This window comes from Streptomyces sp. NPDC042336, assembly GCF_055581985.1.
Map to the genome: position 1 here is coordinate 33,300 of NZ_JBVJEA010000015.1, position 17,851 is coordinate 51,150.

Consider the following 17,851-nt stretch of genomic DNA (forward strand, 5'->3'; position numbering starts at 1 on the left):
ACCCGGGGTACCGGGTGCACGAGACCAGCCCGACACCGGCGACCGGACCCGGTGCCGGACCACACGAACAGCGAGGAGCCCCCGCATGTCCAAGCCGCCGCTGCCGCCCGAGGCCGTCGAACTGCTGCGCCGCCCCAACCCGTGCGTCATGGCCACCCTCCGCCAGGACGGCGCCCCCGTCACCACGCCCACCTGGTACGCCTGGGACGACGACGGCCGCGTGCTGATCAATCTCGACGCGGGCCGCGTGCGCCTGGGACACCTGCGCCGCGACCCGCGCATCACCCTCACCGTCCTCGCGGGCGACGACTGGTACACCCACGTCACCCTCATCGGCCGGGTCGCCGAGATGCGCGACGACGAGGACCTCTCCGGCATCGACCGCCTCTCCCGGCACTACACGGGCAACCCGTACCCGAACCGGGAGCGTCCCCGGGTCAGCGCCTGGATCGAGGTGGAGCGCTGGCACGGCTGGGGAGCCCTGAAGGACAGTTCCCAGGTGGGCTGACGGACGGACCCTGCGGCGCCGGGCGCCGGAACAGCGCGCCCGGCCACCGGGGTGCGGTCACGGGGTGTACGATCTTCGGGCGGCATCGCGTGTCGGTCACCGTCTGGGTGAGGCATGGAGGCGCCGCGGAGATGCCCGTGGAGGCATTGACCCGTGTCAGTCGAGTTCAACCACACCATCGTTCTCTCCCGCGACCGGGAGAAGTCCGCCCGTTTCCTCGCCGGAGTCCTCGGCCTCGAGGTCGGCGAACCGGCCGGAATGTTCCTGCCCGTGACGACCGCCAACGGCGTCACCCTCGATTTCGCCACCGTCGACGTCGACATCCCCGTGCAGCACTACGCGTTCCTCGTCTCCGAGGAAGAGTTCGACGACGTCCTCGCCCGGCTCGTCGAGGGCGGGATCCCCATCCAGGCCGACCCACAAGGCCGGCACCCGCGCCGGATCAACCGCAACGACGGCGGCCGGGGCGTGTACTTCACCGACCCGTCCGGACACGGCATGGAGGCCTTCACCCGCCCGTACGGCAGTGACCCGTCCTCGCCGCTGAACGGCGTCACGGAGGACGTGCCCGGGGCCCGCTGACCGGCGTCCCGGGGCCGTTCACGCGGCCGTCACGCGCCGCTGTCGGGCAGGACCGTGGTCAGACCCCCTCCGCGTACCGGTGGCCCCGAGGTGCCGGATGCGAGGGGGACTGGCCGTGCGGATGCGGACGGGGCTCGGAATGAGAGCCGTCGGAGCCGGTGCTCAGCCCGGCCCACGCCGGGTGGGTGACAGGTGGGCCTCAGCGGTCGGCGGTGTGCCGGGCCGGGGTGGGGGCGGACGCGCGGCTCCGTCGCGGCAGCAGCAGCGGGGTCGCCAGGAGGAGGACGCCCGCGAGGGCGACCGCCGTGCGCGTTCCGGTCAGGCCGGCCAGCAGACCCCACACCGCGGTCAGCGCCGCTGTGGTCAGTTTCCCGCTGACCGTCCAGGCCGACAGGGTGCGCGCCACCCGGTCCGCGGGCGTCAACTCCAGCCGCCGGGCGACGCACACCGGGTTGTACACGCCCACGGACGTGATCAGGGCGAACTCGACGGCCATCACCAGGACCAGCCCCGAGGTCCCCGGCCCCACGAAAGCCAGCCCGGCCGGCCAGCACACGCGCAGCACGCCACTGGTGACCAGCACCCGGTGCTCCCCGAAGCGCGCCACGAGCGGTCCGGCCAGGCGCGAGCCGATCAGCCCGCCGACGCACGGCACCGCGAAGGCGAGGGAGTACTGCCAGGGCGCGAAGCCCAGGTCGCCCAGCATGAGCACGGCCAGCAGCGGTGCCGTCGCCATGATCAGCCCGTTGACCAGGACCGTGTTGAGGAACAGCGAACGCAGACCCGATGAGGCGAGCACGTACCGCCAGCCGTCCAGCAGGTCACCGGCGCGCAACCGGCTCGCCCCCGCACGCCGCGGGCGCGGCTCCCCGCCCCCGATCGCCCGGATGCCCAGCGCCGACAGGAGATAGCTGACCGCGTCGACCGCCACCGTCACCACCGGGCCGAACAGCCCGACCGCGGCCCCGCCGACCGGGGGTCCGAGCATGGCCGCGGTCCAGGTCGTCGACTCGAACCGGCCGTTGGCGCGCAGCAGGTCCGGCGGCCGTACCAGCGCCTTGAGGCAGGAACCGGCGGCGGACCTGAAGGTGATGTCGGCCGCGGCGACGACGACCGACACGACCAGCAACTGGGCGAAGCCGAGCCGGCCGAAGGCGTACGCCAGGGGCACGCTCAGCAGCACCGCACACCGGACCAGGTCCATCGCGACCATCACCGGCCGCTTGCGCCGGAACTCCACCCACGGCCCGAGCGGCACGGCCACCAGCGCCCCCACCGCGAGACCGGCCGCCGCGAGCGCCGCCACCCGAGCCGGTCCGGCGTCCAGCACCAGGACCGCGATCAACGGAAAGGCGTCGAAGGCGAGCCGCGTGCCGAAGGTGCTGACCGTGAACGCCGCCCACAGCCATCCGAACCCCCGTCCCAACGACCCGCTGCTGCCCACCACGTCCGACCCGGCCACACCCGACTCCGTCACGCCGGACATCAAAGCGAGCCGGGCCCGGGCGGATCAAACAACCGGCCGGGCAGTACGTACAACCGATCGTTGTGCGGCGTGGCTCCGCGCGTCCTACCGGGCCAGCAGCTTGCGCAGCGCCCCGGCGACCTCGCCCGGCGCCTCCTCCGCCATGAAGTGCCCGCAGTCGACGGTCTCGTGCCGCAGGTCAGGGGCCCACGCCCGCCACAGCGCCGCGGCGTCGTACCCGAGAGCGGCGCCCCAGTCCTGCTGGAGCACGGTCACCGGCATCCGCAGCCGGTTGCCGTTCTCCCGGTCCGCCCGGTCGTGCTCGACGTCGATGCCGGCCGAGGCCCGGTAATCGGCCACGATGGACGGCACCGCCTCGCGGGACGCCTTCAGGTAGGCGGCGCGGACGTCGGCGGGCAGGGCCTGCGGGTCCCGGGTCCACACGTCGAGGAAGTGACCGAAGAACGCGTCCGGCGCGGCGCCGATCAGCTGCTCCGGCAGCCCCGGCGGCTGCGCCATCAGATACAGGTGGAAGCCCACCGCCGCCGTCGTGCCGTGCAGGACGTCCCACATGTCCAGCGTCGGCAGCACGTCGAGCGCGGCCAGGTGCGTCACCGCGTCGGGGTGGTCGAGCCCGGCGCGCACCGCGACCAGCGCGCCCCGGTCGTGACCGGCCAGCGCGAACCGATCGTGCCCCAGCTCCCGGGCCAGGGCGACCACGTCGGCGGCCATGGACCGCTTGGCGTACGCGGTGCCGTCCGGGTCGGCGGGCTTGTCGCTGGCGCCGTAGCCGCGCAGGTCGGGGCAGATGACCGTGTGGTCGGCCGCCAGGTCGGCGGCGACGTGCCGCCACATGAGGTGGGTCTGGGGAAAGCCGTGCAGCAGTACGACGGGGCTGCCCGTGCCGCCGACGGCCACGTGCAGGCCGACGCCGTCGGCGACGGTCACGCGTTCCTGGGTGAAGCCGGGGATGGCCGGTTCCGTGGTGGTCATGGTGGTAGATGCCTCTCTGTTCCCGCTCGTGTCACACGTTCCTGTGACGCCTACGAGACTGCCGCGCGCCGATCAGCAACCGATCAGCAACCGATCAGCAGCCGATCCGCGACCGGCCGGGGACCGGCCCGCACGCGTACCGTGGTCAGCGCAGGCGCGGTGGCGGATCGGAGCGGACGGAACACGGACATGGAAGCGGTCACGTTCGGTGTGCTCGGCGCGGTCACCGCCTGGCGCGGCCCCGACGTGCTCGCCCTCAAGGGCCCCCGGCACCGGGCCGTGCTCGCCCGGCTGATCCTGGCCCGGCGGCGGGTCGTCCCGGTCGCCCGCCTGGTCGATGACCTGTGGGACGCGCCGCCGCCGCGGGCCGTGGGGGCGGTGCGCACCTTCGTCGGGGACCTGCGCCGCGCCCTGGAACCGGAGCGCCCGCCGCGCGCCCCCGCCCGGCTGCTCGTCACCGAGGGCCCGGGATACGCCCTGCGCGCGGCGACCGCCACCGTGGACGCGTGGCGCTTCGAGGCCGCCGTCGCCGAGGCGGACCGGATGCCGGCCGCCCAGGCACCCGACCGGCTGCGGGTGGCCCTGGGGGAGTGGCGGGGACCCGCCTACGCCGAGTTCGGCGCGGCGGACTGGGCCCGCGGCGAACGCTCCCGGCTCACCGAGTTGCGGCTGCGCGCCGTCGAACGCCGCGCGGAGCTGCTCGTGGAACTCGGCCGCGCCTCCGAGGCCGTCCCCGACCTGGACGCGCACCTCGCCGAGCACCCCTGGCGCGAGGAGTCCTGGCGCCTGCTCGCGCTCGCCCTGTACCGGACCGGACGGCAGGCGGACGCCCTCGCCGTGCTGCGCCGGGCCCGCGCCCTGCTGGCCGGCCGGCTGGGCATCGACCCCGGCCCGCGGCTGCGCAGGCTGGAGGCCGGCATCCTCGCCCAGGACCCGGACCTGGACCCGCCCGGCGAACCGGCGGACGCGGCGGCCCGGCTGTGGGCCCGGGCGACCGAGGCGTACGACCGCACGGTCGCCGCCGGTTCCCGGGCCCGCCTGGAATCCACCGTCGGCCTGCTGCGGAGCCTCGCGGTCACCGGCGGCGGTGGCCTGGAGGCTGCCCGGGAACACCGGATGACGGCGGTCCAGGCGGCGGAGGAGACGGGCGACGCGGAACTGACGGCCCGGGTGATCGGCGCCTACGACGTCCCCGCCAACTGGACTCGCAGCGACGACCCCGAACTGGCCCGGAGCCTCGTCGCCGCCGCCGAACGCACCCTCGCCGCTCTGCCGGAGAGCCCCACGACGGACGCGGCACGCTGCCGCCTGCTGGCCACCGTCGCCCTGGAGTCGCGGGGCGTGCGCTCCCCGCGCGGGCCGCGGGCGGCCGCCGAGGCCGAGCGGATCGCCCGCCGCCTGGACGACCCCGCGCTGCTCGCGTTCGCCCTCAACGGCGTCTTCATGCAGTCCTGCACCCGCGCCGGGCTGGCTCCCCGCCGCGACGCGATCGGCGCCGAACTCGTCGCCCTCGGCACCCGGCACGGCCTGGTCAACTACGAGGTGCTCGGCCACCTGATCCGGCTCCAGGCCCGCTCGGCCCTCGCCGACCTCACCGCCGCCGACGCACACGCGAGCGCCGTCGACCGCCTCGCCGAACGGCACGAACGACCCCTCGTGGCCGTCTTCACCGCCTGGTACCTGGCCCTGCGCCGGGCGGCCACCGCCGACTGCTCCGCCGACTCCCACGACCGCGCCGAGGCCGCCTACCGGTCGGCCGCCGGGCGACTCGACGGCGCGGGGATGCCGGGCCTGGAACGCGGGCTGCTGCCCCTCGCCCTGCTCGGCCTGCGCCTGGCCCACGGCCGGCCCGCGGCGGTGGACCCGGGCGCGGACTGGGGGCCGTACCGGCCCTGGGCCGAGCCGTTCGCCCTGCTGGCCGAGGGCCGTGACACCGAGGCCCGCGGCGCCCTGCGGGCCCTGCCGGAACCTCCGCCCGACCTCCTCTACGAGGCCCTGTGCTGCGCCGAGGCCGCACTCGCCCTCGCACTCGGCGACCGCCCGGCCCTGCGGCGGACGTACGACAGGCTGCTGCCCGCGTCCGGTGAACTCGCGGGCGCGGGCAGCGGACTGCTCACCTTCGGACCGGTCGACGGATGGCTCGACGCGATCCGCCGGACCCTGGACGCGTGACGGAGTCGCGGCGAGCCGTCGTCACGGGCCTGCCGAGGCCGGGGACCGGCGTGGACAGACCTCGCGCCGAGCCGGGCCCCGCGGCGGGACGCCGACCGGGGTTGCCCCGGCCCGTGCCGGGTACCCGCCGGGCCATGAAGTGGCAGCAGGTCCAGGACGGTCCGTCCGCGGTGTACGTGGTGGTGCTCGACCAGGGCGAGGACGCGGTCGCCGAACTGACCGCCTTCGCCCGTGACCGGTCGCTGGGAGCCTCCCAGGTGACCGCGGTGGGCGCCTTCTCCGAGGCGGTCGTCGGCTGGTTCGACCGGCGGGCCCAGGACTACCGGCGCGTCCCGGTCCAGGAGCAGTGCGAGGTGCTGTCCCTCATCGGGGACATCGCCGTCGCCGACGACGGACCCACCCCGCACCTGCACGCCGTACTGGGCCTGTCCGACGGCTCGACCCGCGGCGGCCACCTGCTGTCCGGCCGGGTCTGGCCGACGCTGGAGGTCGTCGTCCGGGACAGCCCGGCCGAGCTGGCCAGGACCCACCGTCCCGACATCGGCCTGGCCCTGATCGACCTGGGCTGAACCGGCCGTCGCGGCACGGTTTACCGGCCCGGGTGCGGGCTACGCGGCCTGCGGACGATCCCGTACCGACACCCCCGGGAGGCGCGACATGACACGGCGCATCCGAGACGTGATGTCACCGGCCGCGGTGGCCGTCGAGCCCATGACGACCGTGACGCGGGCGGCCCGGCTGATGCGCGAGGAGGACGTCGGCGACGTCCTCGTGACCTACGACTGCGACCTGTTCGGTGTCCTCACCGACCGCGACATCGTGCTCCGGGGTGTCGCCGACGGCCGGGACCCCGACGCCACCACGGTCGGCGCGGTGTGCACGCCCCCACCCGTCGTCACCCTGGGACCCGACGACACCACCGACCGCGCCGCCGAGCTGATGCGCCGCCACGCCGTGCGCCGGCTCCCGGTCGTCGAGCACGGCGGCGTCCCGGTCGGCGTCGTCAGCCTCGGCGACCTCGCCGCCACCGACGACCCGCACTCCGCGCTGGCGGACATCAGCCGGGCCGCACCCGGCCACTGACACCCCGGCACCGGGGAGGAACGGCATGAGCGAACCGGTCCACGCGCGGAGCGCGCTGCGGCTGAGGCTGCTGCTGTCGGCGCTCTTCCCGCCGCTGTTCCTCGCGGGAGCCGCGTTCTTCGGCGCGTGGGCCGCCGACACCGCCTCCGGCGACAGTCCCGGCCGCGGCACGCTCGTGGTGATCGCCGTGGTGTGCGGGGCGCTCGCCCTGCCGGCGGCGGCCGACCTGCTGGTGGTGGTCCGACGGCTGCGGAACGGACACCAGCCGCACTGACGAAGCGACCCGATGAGGGGGACGGAGGGACCGACATGGCGCCCACGGCACGCACACCCGCACCACGCACCCGGGAGGACCGCCGCGCCACCACCCGCACCGCACGGCTGCGCACCCGGATCCCCGAACCCGACGAGGAACCCGACCTGCTCGGCCAGTACCTGACCCAGATCGGCGCCACGCCCCTGCTGACCGCCGCGGACGAGGTACGGCTCGCCACGCGCATCGAGGCGGGCGTGCGGGCCCGGGAGGAACTGGAGGCGGCCGACACCGGCGAGCCCGCCCCCGCGCCCGGGCGGCGCCGCGCGCTGCAGGAGACCGTGCACGACGGCCAGGAGGCCAAGGACCACATGGTGCGGGCCAATCTGCGGCTGGTGGTGTCGATGGCCAAGCGCCACGCCCACCGCGGTCTGCCCCTCCTCGACGTCATCCAGGAGGGCAACCTCGGACTGATCCGGGCCGTGGAGAAGTTCGACCACACCAAGGGCTTCAAGTTCTCCACGTACGCCACCTGGTGGATCCGCCAGGCCATCGAGCGGGGCCTGGCCACCCACGCCCGGACGGTCCGGCTGCCGGTCCACGTCGTGGAGCAGCTCCAGAAACTCGCCAAGGTCGAACGCAAGCTCCGCGCGGGCCTCGACCGCGAGCCGACCACCGAGGAGGTCGCCGCCGAGAGCGGCATCGACGCGGACAAGGTCGTCTGGCTGCGCCGGGTCGGACGGGACGCGGTCAGCCTGGACACCCCCGTGGACGAGACCGGCGACACCGTCGTGGGCGACCTCATCCCCGACACCGAGGTGCTGCGCGCCCCGGAGGTCGCCGAGTTCCAGGCGCTCGCGGCGGAGTTGCGGGAGGCCGTCGGCACCCTCGCACCCCGCGAGTCCCTGATCCTCAGCCTGCGCTACGGACTGCACGACGGCCGTCCCCGCACCCTGCAACAGGTCGCCCAGCACGTGGGCCTCACCCGCGAACGCGTCCGCCAGCTGGAGAAGGCCTCGCTCGCCCACCTGCGCGCACCCGAGCACCGGGAACGCCTGCTGGACTGGGCGAGCTGACCCGGCCGGAGCCGAGGCGGCGGACTCTTACTCGGGCCCCGTCCGCAGCCGGGCCCCCTGCCGCAGCAGCTCGCGCTGGACCAGCCGGTAGGGCAGACCTCGCGGTCCGCGCCCGTGCCGGACGGTCAGCGCCGCGCACACCCCGGCCGCGTGGCCGGTCGCCATGGCGATGGGCATCACCCGGTACGACGAGTGCGCCACGTGCGTCCCGGAGATGCAGCGGCCCGCCACCAGCAGCCGGTCGGTGCCCCGGGGGAGCAGACAGCGCAGCGGGATGTCGTAGAATCTGCCCCGCGGCACCCTCTTCAGGACGGTGCCGGAGCCGCGCGGATTGTGGATGTCGACCGGATAGGCGCCGTGCGCGATCACGTCCGGGAAGGTGCGCGCCGCCAGGATGTCGTGGCCGGTCAGCTGGTAGTCGCCGAGCACCCGGCGGCTCTCCCGCACCCCGATGTGCGTGCCGCTCTGCACCACGTACGACTCCTCGAACCCGGGCACCCGGGTGCGCAGGAAGCGGTCGATCTCGGCCAGTTGGCGCCGGGCGGTGTACTCGGCGCGGGAGAGGTCCCAGACGCTGGTGCCCAGGACCCGGTTCACCCGGGTGCTGTTCACGGCGACCTCGTGCGGGTGCGGGGTCGCGAAGAAGAGGATGTCCTCGCGCGGCAGCCGCAGTTCGCCGCCCGCCCTGGCCTCCTCGATCAGGTCCCACAGCCCGTGCACACCCCGCCACTGGTCGGGGTGCTCGCGCACGTACGCGGCGAAGTCGGGCCGGGCGAAGTCGGCGACGCGGAACATCAGCGTCATGGGCTGCACCAGCCCGTCCTCCGGCCGCCCGATCTCGTACGGCGCTCCGCAGGCCGTCGCCACGTCGCCGTCGCCCGTGCCGTCCACGACGACCCCGGCGTCGATCACCACCGGCCCCGACTTGGTCTCGAACACCACCCGCCAGCCCGAGCCGTCCTCCAGCGGCAGCGCGCCGGAGGCGAAGGAGTGGAACAGCATCCGCACCCCCGACTCGTCCATCATCTCCAGCAGGGCGGACTTGAACAGCTCCGGGTCGAAGGGGACCGTGTACCCGGTCTTCGGAGAGGGCGGCAGACAGCCGCCGCGGCCCATGAGCCGGTCGAGCAACTGCCACAGGACGCCCGCGACCACCGGCTCGCCCTCGCCGTGGTCGGTGGGCAGCAGCCGTGAGGTGTCCCCGTCCTCGGTGAACGCGGCCTGCTTGTGCTCGTTGTGGAACGACATCAGCGGCATCACCAGCGCCACGGTCGCGTTGCCGCCGAGGAAGCCGTACCGCTCCACCAGCACGACGTCCGCCCCGGCGTCGGCCGCGCCGACCGCCGCCGCGAACCCGGCGGGACCGCCGCCCACCACCAGGACGTCGCAGCGGCCGCCGTGCCGGGCGGGCCGGGGCGGCAGGGTGACGGTGCGGGACTCGTGGGGCTCTTGCAGTATCGGCATCGTTCACCTCCGGATCAGGCGTTCAGCGGCCGCGGCTCGGCGCCGTACGTCCCGTCACCGGCCGGGCCTCCACCCGCCGGGCCTCCACTCGCCGGGCCCCCACCTGCCGGGCCTCCGTCCGCGGGGCCCGCGTCCGCCGCGGGGGCGCCGCCCGACCCTCGTGCGGCGCCGATCTCGTCGAGCAGGGACCCGCACCGCTCGCAGGTCTCCCGCGCCGACGCGGACAGCTCGCCCATCCGGGTCCGCAGGTCGTCGCGGCGCTGCGGATACTCGTCCCAGAGCCGGTCCACCTCCGCCAGCAGCAGCCCCGCCTGCTCCCGCGCCACACCCACCAGCGCCGGGGCGCCCAGCCGGCGCGCGAAGTCGAAGACCTTGCCGGAGTACGGCAGCGGCAGCACCGGTACGCCGGTGAGCGCCGCGAAGATCACGAAGTGCAGACGCATGCCCACGGCCACGTCGAGATGGCGCATGAAGCCGAGGACCTGCCCCGGGCTGTAGTCGCCGTGCAGGATGCGGCCCTGGTCCGGGGCCGTCATGTGGGACAGCACGGCGTGCGCGTGCCGTACGTCGTGCCGCTCCATCGGCAGGAACACCACGTGCGCGTCCAGCCGTCGGACCAGGAAGTCCGCGACATCGGCGAGCAGCGCGTGGTAGCCGCCCTCGTCAAGCTTCTCGGCGGCCCGCCCCGGCTCGCGCACCGACATCCCCACCAGCCGCGCGCCGGACGGGATGCCCTCGTCGCGCATCATCGCCTCGGTGAACGGCTCCGGGGCCAGCAGCAGCGCCGGGTCGGCGGTGACCGCGACCTCCCGCTCCAGGCCGACCTCCTCCAGCACCAGCCGCGACTCCTCGTCCCGCACCACCACGTCGTCCATCTCCGCCAGCACCGTGCGCACCGCGTCCCGGTCCTCGGCGTCGGTCAGCGGCCCGGCGCCGACGGCGTAGGCGAAGGTGGGCACGTGCCGGGTCTGCGCGGCGCGCACCAGGCGCAGATAGCGCCGCGCCTCGCCGTCGTACAGGATTCCGCCGCCGCCCAGCACGAGGAGGTCCAGGCCGGGCAGCACGTCGAGGACGTGGTTGCGGCTGACCCCCTCCCAGGGCACCACCTCGTCGGCGTCGGGGTGATGGGCACGGGTGTGCTCCGCGTTCCGGCTCAGGACGACGAGGTGCGCGTCCGGCCGCCGGGCGCGCAGACAGCTCAGCACGCAGGTCAGGATCGCCTCGTCGCCGATGTTGAAGCCGCCGTAGGAACCCAGCACGCCGATGCGCGGGCCCCGGCGGGCGGGGGGCGGATGCGAGGGCCGAAGGTTCATCCGGGGACTCCCGTCACGTCGGAATCGGCCGGCGCGCGCCGGTCTCGGTGCGTGGGGCCGCGCACGGTGCCGGGTTGCCTGCGCCGCATCCCGGAAACACCCTGGCCAAGAACCACCCGTACGCGACCCGATCCGCACGAGGAGCACCGGTGAACGTCTCCCTCAGCGTCTGGCTGCTGACCGTCGCGGGCCTGTGCGTCCTCGTCGCCGCCGACTTCTTCATCGGGCGCAAGCCGCACGACGTGTCCCTCCGGGAGGCGGGGATCTGGACGGCCGTCTGGGTGGTCCTGGCCTGCCTGTTCGGGGTGGGGCTGCTGGTGGTCGGCGGCGGCGGACCGGGGGGCGAGTTCTTCGCCGGTTACCTCACCGAGAAGTCGCTCAGCGTCGACAACCTCTTCGTCTTCGTGCTGATCATGGCCAAGTTCGCGGTGCCCTCGCGGTACCAGCAGCGGGTGCTGATGGTCGGCGTCCTGGTGGCCCTGGTGCTGCGCGCCGCGTTCATCGCGGCCGGCGCGGCGATCATCTCCGCCTTCTCCTGGGTGTTCTACCTCTTCGGTGCGTTCCTCATCTGGACGGCCTGGAAGCTCATCCAGGACGCCCGCAAGGACGAGCACGAGCAGGAGTACGAGGAGAACAAGCTGCTGAAGTCGATCGAGCGCCGCTTCGGCGTCGCCGACCGGTACCACGGCACCCGGCTGTGGGTGGAGCAGAACGGCAGGCGGGTCATGACCCCGATGCTGGTCGTGATGCTCGCCATCGGGTTCACCGACATCCTGTTCGCCCTGGACTCCATCCCCGCCATCTACGGGCTGACCCAGGACCCGTACATCGTGTTCACCGCCAACGCGTTCGCCCTGATGGGCCTGCGTCAGCTGTACTTCCTCATCGGTGGCCTGCTGAAGAAGCTGGTCCACCTCTCCTACGGCCTGTCCGTCATCCTCGGGTTCATCGGCGTCAAGCTGGTACTGCACGCGCTGCACGAGTCGGGCGTGGACGTGCCAGAGATCGGCATCCCGTTCTCGCTGGGGTTCATCGTGCTGGTCCTCGCGGTCACCACGGCGAGCAGCCTGTGGGCCACGAGGCGGCAGGAGCGGGCCTGACACCCGCTCCACCCGCTCCTGGCCGCCCGGCCGCCTGGCCGCCCGGCCGCTCAGCGGCCGGCGGGAGTGGGCCTGCCGCGCGAGACCACCCGGGTGCCGTGGTCGTCGACGACGCGGGCCTGGAGCGAACCGCAGGCGCACCGGGTCCACAGCGTGCCGCCCGCCCCGGTGGGGTGGGCGGACAGCACCTGGAAGGGCTCGGCACCGTCGGGCCACCCGCAGTGCGGGCAGACGACACCGGTCGTGCTGGGCATGGCGACTCCTCGCGTCAGTGGTACGTCGGGATGCTGGTGTGGGCGCCGGTCCCACCGTGGCGCCACTGACAGGGTGCGGCCACGGATCCGTTCACGTCCAGGTTGACTTTACGGACTCCACCGTGAAGCGTGCACTTCATGATTGACCTGCGCAGGCTGCACGTGCTGCGGGCGGTCGCCCACTACGGCACCGTCACCGCGGCGGCCCGTGCCCTGCACTTCACCCCCTCGGCCGCCTCGCAGCAGATCCGGCAGCTCGCCCGGGACCTGGGCGTCGACCTGCTGGAGCCGCAGGGGCGCGGGGTGCGGCTCACCGCGGCGGCGGAGAGCCTGCTGGCACACGCCGACGCGATCGAGGCGCGCTGGGACGAGGCCGAACAGGATCTGCGGGCAGGGGAGGGGGCCCCGGCCGGGCCGCTGCGGGTGACGGGGTTCCCGGTGGCCGTCGCCGTCCTGCTGGCCCCCATGGCGGCGCGGCTGCGGGAGCGGCACCCCCGGCTGTCGGTGCGGATCCGGGAGGTGGAGGTGGCGGAGAGCTTCGACCTGCTCTTCGAGGGGGAGAGCGATCTGGCGGTGGTGGAGGCGACCCCGGTCAGCCCGCCGTCGGCCGACGCGCGCTTCGAGCAGCGGCCGCTCCTGGACGAGCCGTTCGACCTGGTCGTCCCCGCGGACCATCCGCTGGCCGGGCGGGAGGAGGCCGACCTCGCCGAGGCGGCCCACGAGGTCTGGATCGCGCCGATGCCGCAGAGCCCCTGCCGGACGCACATGGTGGCGGCGTGCGGTGCCGCCGGGTTCACTCCCGACGTGGTCCATCTCGCGGTGGACTGGAACGTCACGGCCCACCTGGTCGCCCACGGGCTCGGTGTCGCGCTCGTGCCCCGGCTCGCCCGGCTGACCCCCGAGCTGCCGATCGTCCGCGTGCCCTGCGCAGGCCGGCCGCACCGCAAGCTGCTGACCTGCACGCGCAGCGGTGGTCATCGCCGTGCTGCGGTCGCGGCCGCGCTGGAGGAACTGCGCACGCTGGCCGCCGCGGCGGTGGCCTGACACACGGCGGGACCGGAGCTCGGCGGAGCTCCGGTCCCGCAGGTGTGCCGGTGCGCCGGTCAGGCGGCGACGGCCTCGTCCGCGTGGCCGTGCAGCCGGGCGACGACCTCGGTCAGCTGGGCGGCGACCTCGGCGTCGTCGGCCGGGTGGGTCTCGGCGAAGCGGGTCACCGAGCCGGGGATGGCCAGCTTGATGTCCTCGATCACCTTGCCGCCGGCGATGCCCACGGCCTTGCGGGCCTCGTCCTGCGCCCACACGCCGCCGTACTGGCCGAAGGCGGTGCCGACCACGGCGACGGGCTTGCCGGTGAAGGCGCCGGCGCCGTAGGGGCGGGACAGCCAGTCGATGGCGTTCTTCAGGACGGCCGGGATGGTGCCGTTGTACTCGGGCGAGAAGAGCAGGAAGGCCTGCGCGCCCTGGGCGGCCTCGCGCAGCTTCGCGGCGGCGGCCGGGACGCTGCCCTCGACGTCGATGTCCTCGTTGTAGAAGGGGATGTCGGCGAGCCCCTCGAACAGCTGCACCTCGGCGCCCTCCGGCGCGAACTTGACGGCCGCCTCGGCGAGCTGGCGGTTGTGCGAACCGGCGCGAAGGCTGCCGACGAGCGCAAGGATGCGGACAGACATGAGTACTCCCACTGCTGAACAAGGGTTGGCGGGCGGACCGACACACTGCCGTGACGATCCGGACCGAGGTCCGTTTAATTTCTAACATCCCAAACGGACCGCGGTCCAGTTTTCTTCCCGATGCTTTACGCTGGCTTCATGTCCGCCGCCCCGCCGCGCTTCCCGCAGCCCCAGGAGAACGCCGGTCCGCCCGAGCTGCTGCAACTCGGCACCGGGACCGACGAGGACGAGCCCTGCCTGCGGGCCGACGCCGCCCGCAACCGCGCCCGGCTCCTGGAGGCCGCCGAGCGGCTGGTCGCCGAGCACGGGGCCGGCGCCCTCACCATGGAGGCGGTGGCCGCCGCGGCCAGCGTGGGCAAGGGCACGGTCTTCCGCCGCTTCGGCGACCGCACCGGGCTGCTCGCGGCGCTGCTCGACCACTCCGAGCGGAAGTTCCAGGCCGCGCTCCTGACCGGCCCGCCACCCCTCGGCCCCGGCGCGCCCCCGGTCGAGCGGCTGCGGGCCTTCGGCTGCGCGCTGCTGCGCCGCTCCATCGACGAACTCGACCTGCTCCTGGCCGGGGAACCGAGCGCCGAACGCCGCCACACCTTCCCGCCACGCCGTTTCCTGCGCCATCACGTGGCGCTGCTGCTGCGGGAGGCCGTGCCGGACGCCGACAGCGAACTCCTCTCGCACACCCTCATGGCGTACCTCGACGCCGCCCTGATCCACCACCTCACCCAGCAGTGCGGGCTGCCCGCCGAACGCGTGCGGGCGGGCTGGCTCGACCTGGTCGCGCGGGTCACCCGCACCGACACCCCGGCCCCCGGGACGCAACTCCCGGCCCCCGCACCGCCGGCCTGAACTCGGTCCGCGGCGGCCGAAGTTGCCCCGCCCGCCGACCCGCGCCCGGCTTCTGCCAGGATGCCGTACGTCATGGTGCAGATACCGAATCAGCCGCCCCCCGACCCCTCCGCACCGCGCTCCGCCCCCACGAGCGCCGATGTGGCCCGCCTGGCCGGCGTCTCGCGCGCGACCGTCTCCTACGTCCTCAACAACGCCGACGCCGTACGGATCAGCGAACCCACCCGCCGCCGCGTCCGCGAGGCCGCCCGGGAACTCGGCTACGTCCCGCACGCCGCGGCCCGCTCACTGCGCGCCGGACACAGCCGCATGGTCCTGATGCCGGCGCCGTCCTTCCCCGCCGGCCCGCTCTACAACCGCTTCCTCACCGAACTCCAGTGGGCGCTGGGCCGCCTCGACTACACAGTCGTGCAGCACGGCACCGTCGGCGTCCACGGCGACGAGGCCGCCCGTGCCTGGGCCGAACTGCGCCCGGTCGCCGTCCTGGTACCCGGCTCCGGCCTCGGCCCGCGGGGGGTGGAGGTCCTCAAACGCTCCGGCGCCCGGGCAGTCCTCACCCTCGGCCCCGAGGCCGTCGACGGAGCACACGCCCTCCTCACCGACCAGGAGGGGGTGGGCCGCAGCGCCACCCGCCACCTCTACGACCGCGGACGCCGCAGGATCGGCGTCGTCGTGCCCGCGGAGGGCGGCCTCGACGTCTTCTCGGCACCGCGCCTCGCCGGCGCCCGCGGGGCCGTGTCCGGCACCGACGCCACCGTCACCGAACTGCCCCTCGCCTACGACGAACGGGACGCCGCCCGCCTCGCGGCGCGCTGGCGTCCCCTGGGACTCGACGCGGTGTACGCGTACAACGACGAGTACGCGATGCTGCTGATGCGGGCCCTTCAGGACGAGGGCCTCGACATCCCCGGCGACGCCGCCGTGATCGGCGCCGACGACCTGATGCTGGGCCGGCTGCTGCGGCCCCGGCTCAGCACCGTCCACCTGGATCTGCCCGCCGGCCGCGACCTGGCGGCACTCGTCGACCGGGCGGTGCACGACCCCGGCGCCGCGCCCGAGCGCCACAAGGTGCTGGGCGCGAGGGTGGTGCACCGGGAGTCGAGCTGACCGGCGGCCGGTCCGCCCGCTACCGGCCTTCCTCGCCGTTCTGCCCGGCCTGCGCCTGCTGCTCGGCGACCGCCTTGCGGACCTCGTCCATGTCCAGCTTCCGGGCCTGACCGATCACGTCGGTGAGGGCCTCCTCCGGCAGCGCGCCCGGCTGCGCGAACACGGCCACCTGGTCCCGCACGATCATCAGCGTCGGAATCGACTGGATGCCGAAGGCCTGCGCCAGCTCGGGCTGCGCCTCGGTGTCCACCTTGCCGAACACCAGGTCCGGGTTGGCCTCCGCCGCCTTCTCGTAGACCGGGGCGAACTGACGGCACGGACCGCACCAGGACGCCCAGAAGTCGATCAGCACGAACTCGTTGTCCGTGACCGTCTGGTCGAAGTTCTCCTTGGTGAGTTCCACGGTGCTGGTCATGAGGTGATCCCTCTTCCTGGGTTCGGGGGAGAAGCCGTCGGCACAACACTGCCGACCTGGTGGGTATTCCGCGCGCGTACCCATGTGGCCACCTCGCACACCACCCACCAGACTGACCCCATGACGCAATCGGATTCCCTCACGTACGACGTCGTGGTGATCGGCGCGGGACCCGTCGGCGAGAACGTCGCCGACCGCACCCGCGCGGCCGGGCTGTCCACCGCGATCGTGGAGAGCGAACTGGTCGGCGGCGAGTGCTCCTACTGGGCCTGCATGCCCAGCAAGGCCCTGCTGCGCCCGGTCATCGCCCGCGCGGACGCCCGCCGCCTGCCCGGCCTCGCCCAGTCCGTCCAGGACCCCCTCGACGCGCAGGCCGTCCTCGCCCGCCGCGACGAGTTCACCTCGCACTGGAAGGACGACGGCCAGGTCCAGTGGGTCGAGGGCATCGGCGCCGACCTGTACCGCGGCCAGGGGCGGCTCGCCGGACCGCGCACCGTGGAGGTGGCCGGGTCCGACGGCAGCCGCCGGAGCCTGACCGCCCGGCACGCCGTCGCCGTCTGCACCGGCAGCGCCGCCGCCCTGCCCCCGCTGCCGGGACTCGCCGAGGTGCGCCCCTGGACCAGTCGCGAGGCCACGAGCGCCAAGAGCGCGCCCGGCCGGCTGATCGTCGTCGGCGGCGGAGTCGTCGCCGTGGAGATGGCCACCGCCTGGCAGGCCCTCGGCTCCCGGGTCACGATGCTGGTGCGCGGCGACGGCGGCCTGCTCGCGCGGATGGAGCCCTTCGCCGGGGAACTGGTCGCCGAGGCGCTCACCGAGGCCGGGGTGGACATCCGCACCGGCGTCTCGGTCGAGTCCGTCACCCGCGAGAACGGCACCGTCGTCGCCGTCACCGACACCGGCGACCGCCTGGAGGCCGACGAGATCCTCTTCGCCACCGGCCGGACGCCGCGCACCGGCGACATCGGCCTGGAGACCGTCGGTCTGGAGCCCGGCTCCTGGCTGCCGGTCGACGACAGCCTCCGGGTGGAGGGCCACGACTGGCTCTACGCCGTCGGCGACGTCAACCACCGCGCCCTCCTCACCCACCAGGGCAAGTACCAGGCACGCATCGCGGGCGCCGCCATCGCCGCCCGCGCCTCCGGCGTACCGATCCTGGAGTCCGACCCGTGGGGCGCCCACGCGGCGACCGCCGACCACCACGCCGTTCCCCAGGTGGTCTTCACCGACCCCGAGGCGGCGTCCGTCGGCCTGAGCCTGGCCGAGGCCGAGCAGGCCGGCCACCGCGTGCGCGCGGTCGACGTCGACATCGCGGTGGCGGGATCGAGCCTGTACGGCGACGGCTACAAGGGCCGGGCCCGCATGGTGGTCGACCTGGAGGACGAGATCGTCCGCGGCGTCACCTTCGTCGGCCCCGGCGTCGGCGAGCTGATCCACTCCGCGACCGTGGTCGTCGCCGGCCGGGTACCGGTCAGCCGCCTGTGGCACGCGGTCCCGTCGTATCCGACGATCAGCGAGGTATGGCTGAGGCTGCTGGAGGCGTACCGGGACAACTGACC

19 protein-coding genes are annotated in these 17,851 nt (G+C 74.2%); 12 read left to right on the forward strand and 7 right to left on the reverse strand.

Features of this window, described 5'->3' with window-relative positions; genetic code table 11:
- Nucleotides 1–85: 85 nt before the first annotated feature.
- On the forward strand, nucleotides 86–508 hold the full coding sequence (locus ACZ6IM_RS28025; RefSeq protein WP_052842550.1) for a PPOX class F420-dependent oxidoreductase: 423 nt from the start codon (nucleotides 86–88) through the stop codon (nucleotides 506–508).
- A gap of 153 nt (nucleotides 509–661) precedes the next feature.
- The gene (locus ACZ6IM_RS28030; RefSeq protein WP_052842551.1) at nucleotides 662–1,090 is read left to right on the forward strand and encodes a VOC family protein; all 429 of its coding nucleotides are present in this window, start codon (nucleotides 662–664) and stop codon (nucleotides 1,088–1,090) included.
- 199 nt (nucleotides 1,091–1,289) lie between these two features.
- Here the strand turns inward: ACZ6IM_RS28030 and ACZ6IM_RS28035 are convergent, their stop codons facing one another.
- Both ACZ6IM_RS28035 and ACZ6IM_RS28040 read right to left on the reverse strand, forming a co-directional pair.
- The gene (locus tag ACZ6IM_RS28035; RefSeq protein ID WP_469560115.1) at nucleotides 1,290–2,576 is read right to left on the reverse strand and encodes an MFS transporter; all 1,287 of its coding nucleotides are present in this window, start codon (nucleotides 2,574–2,576) and stop codon (nucleotides 1,290–1,292) included.
- An 84-nt stretch (nucleotides 2,577–2,660) separates the two neighbouring features.
- Complete coding sequence (locus ACZ6IM_RS28040; protein WP_469560118.1) at nucleotides 2,661–3,548, reverse strand: alpha/beta fold hydrolase; 888 nt, start codon at nucleotides 3,546–3,548, stop codon at nucleotides 2,661–2,663.
- A 189-nt stretch (nucleotides 3,549–3,737) separates the two neighbouring features.
- Here ACZ6IM_RS28040 and ACZ6IM_RS28045 point away from each other — a divergent pair, with 189 nt between their 5' ends.
- The 5 genes from ACZ6IM_RS28045 to ACZ6IM_RS28065 all read left to right on the forward strand — a co-directional run bounded on the left by ACZ6IM_RS28045 (nucleotide 3,738) and on the right by ACZ6IM_RS28065 (nucleotide 8,132).
- Nucleotides 3,738–5,720: an AfsR/SARP family transcriptional regulator gene (locus tag ACZ6IM_RS28045; RefSeq protein WP_052842553.1), complete on the forward strand. Its 1,983-nt coding sequence runs from the start codon at nucleotides 3,738–3,740 to the stop codon at nucleotides 5,718–5,720.
- A 134-nt stretch (nucleotides 5,721–5,854) separates the two neighbouring features.
- Entirely contained in the window at nucleotides 5,855–6,289 is a 435-nt protein-coding gene (locus tag ACZ6IM_RS28050; RefSeq protein WP_052842554.1) for a PPC domain-containing DNA-binding protein, read from the forward strand.
- Nucleotides 6,290–6,377: 88 nt separating this feature from the next.
- Nucleotides 6,378–6,803 (forward strand): CBS domain-containing protein, encoded by a 426-nt coding sequence (locus ACZ6IM_RS28055; RefSeq protein ID WP_052842555.1) that lies wholly within the window; start codon nucleotides 6,378–6,380, stop codon nucleotides 6,801–6,803.
- Nucleotides 6,804–6,828: 25 nt separating this feature from the next.
- Entirely contained in the window at nucleotides 6,829–7,077 is a 249-nt protein-coding gene (locus ACZ6IM_RS28060; protein WP_052842556.1) for a DUF6343 family protein, read from the forward strand.
- Between the two features lie 35 nt (nucleotides 7,078–7,112).
- Nucleotides 7,113–8,132 carry a sigma-70 family RNA polymerase sigma factor gene (locus ACZ6IM_RS28065; protein ID WP_469560124.1) on the forward strand — a complete coding sequence of 340 codons (1,020 nt, stop codon included), beginning with the start codon at nucleotides 7,113–7,115 and terminating at the stop codon, nucleotides 8,130–8,132.
- 27 nt (nucleotides 8,133–8,159) lie between these two features.
- Here ACZ6IM_RS28065 and ACZ6IM_RS28070 read toward each other — a convergent pair whose 3' ends face one another.
- Together ACZ6IM_RS28070 and ACZ6IM_RS28075 are read right to left on the reverse strand one after the other, a co-directional pair.
- The gene (locus ACZ6IM_RS28070) at nucleotides 8,160–9,596 is read right to left on the reverse strand and encodes an FAD-dependent oxidoreductase (protein WP_469560127.1); all 1,437 of its coding nucleotides are present in this window, start codon (nucleotides 9,594–9,596) and stop codon (nucleotides 8,160–8,162) included.
- Nucleotides 9,597–9,610: 14 nt separating this feature from the next.
- Nucleotides 9,611–10,909, reverse strand: coding sequence for a polysaccharide pyruvyl transferase family protein (locus ACZ6IM_RS28075; protein WP_469560130.1), 1,299 nt, complete (start codon nucleotides 10,907–10,909; stop codon nucleotides 9,611–9,613).
- A 149-nt stretch (nucleotides 10,910–11,058) separates the two neighbouring features.
- On the opposite strand from ACZ6IM_RS28075, the gene ACZ6IM_RS28080 reads away from it, so the two are divergent.
- Complete coding sequence (locus tag ACZ6IM_RS28080; protein ID WP_052842560.1) at nucleotides 11,059–12,009, forward strand: TerC/Alx family metal homeostasis membrane protein; 951 nt, start codon at nucleotides 11,059–11,061, stop codon at nucleotides 12,007–12,009.
- 50 nt (nucleotides 12,010–12,059) lie between these two features.
- Here the strand turns inward: ACZ6IM_RS28080 and ACZ6IM_RS28085 are convergent, their stop codons facing one another.
- Nucleotides 12,060–12,263: a hypothetical protein gene (locus ACZ6IM_RS28085; protein WP_469560133.1), complete on the reverse strand. Its 204-nt coding sequence runs from the start codon at nucleotides 12,261–12,263 to the stop codon at nucleotides 12,060–12,062.
- Nucleotides 12,264–12,401: 138 nt separating this feature from the next.
- Here ACZ6IM_RS28085 and ACZ6IM_RS28090 point away from each other — a divergent pair, with 138 nt between their 5' ends.
- On the forward strand, nucleotides 12,402–13,307 hold the full coding sequence (locus ACZ6IM_RS28090) for a LysR family transcriptional regulator (protein WP_052842677.1): 906 nt from the start codon (nucleotides 12,402–12,404) through the stop codon (nucleotides 13,305–13,307).
- 59 nt (nucleotides 13,308–13,366) lie between these two features.
- Here the strand turns inward: ACZ6IM_RS28090 and ACZ6IM_RS28095 are convergent, their stop codons facing one another.
- The gene (locus ACZ6IM_RS28095; protein WP_052842562.1) at nucleotides 13,367–13,930 is read right to left on the reverse strand and encodes an NAD(P)H-dependent oxidoreductase; all 564 of its coding nucleotides are present in this window, start codon (nucleotides 13,928–13,930) and stop codon (nucleotides 13,367–13,369) included.
- A 138-nt stretch (nucleotides 13,931–14,068) separates the two neighbouring features.
- Here ACZ6IM_RS28095 and ACZ6IM_RS28100 point away from each other — a divergent pair, with 138 nt between their 5' ends.
- Together ACZ6IM_RS28100 and ACZ6IM_RS28105 are read left to right on the forward strand one after the other, a co-directional pair.
- Nucleotides 14,069–14,773, forward strand: a complete 705-nt coding sequence (locus ACZ6IM_RS28100; RefSeq protein WP_469560136.1) for a TetR/AcrR family transcriptional regulator — start codon at nucleotides 14,069–14,071, stop codon at nucleotides 14,771–14,773.
- 72 nt (nucleotides 14,774–14,845) lie between these two features.
- Nucleotides 14,846–15,880: a LacI family DNA-binding transcriptional regulator gene (locus ACZ6IM_RS28105; RefSeq protein ID WP_469560139.1), complete on the forward strand. Its 1,035-nt coding sequence runs from the start codon at nucleotides 14,846–14,848 to the stop codon at nucleotides 15,878–15,880.
- A gap of 19 nt (nucleotides 15,881–15,899) precedes the next feature.
- Here the strand turns inward: ACZ6IM_RS28105 and trxA are convergent, their stop codons facing one another.
- Entirely contained in the window at nucleotides 15,900–16,295 is a 396-nt protein-coding gene (trxA, locus tag ACZ6IM_RS28110) for a thioredoxin (protein WP_052842564.1), read from the reverse strand.
- Between the two features lie 120 nt (nucleotides 16,296–16,415).
- Here trxA and ACZ6IM_RS28115 point away from each other — a divergent pair, with 120 nt between their 5' ends.
- Entirely contained in the window at nucleotides 16,416–17,849 is a 1,434-nt protein-coding gene (locus ACZ6IM_RS28115) for a dihydrolipoyl dehydrogenase family protein (RefSeq protein WP_052842679.1), read from the forward strand.
- Nucleotides 17,850–17,851 lie beyond the last annotated feature (2 nt).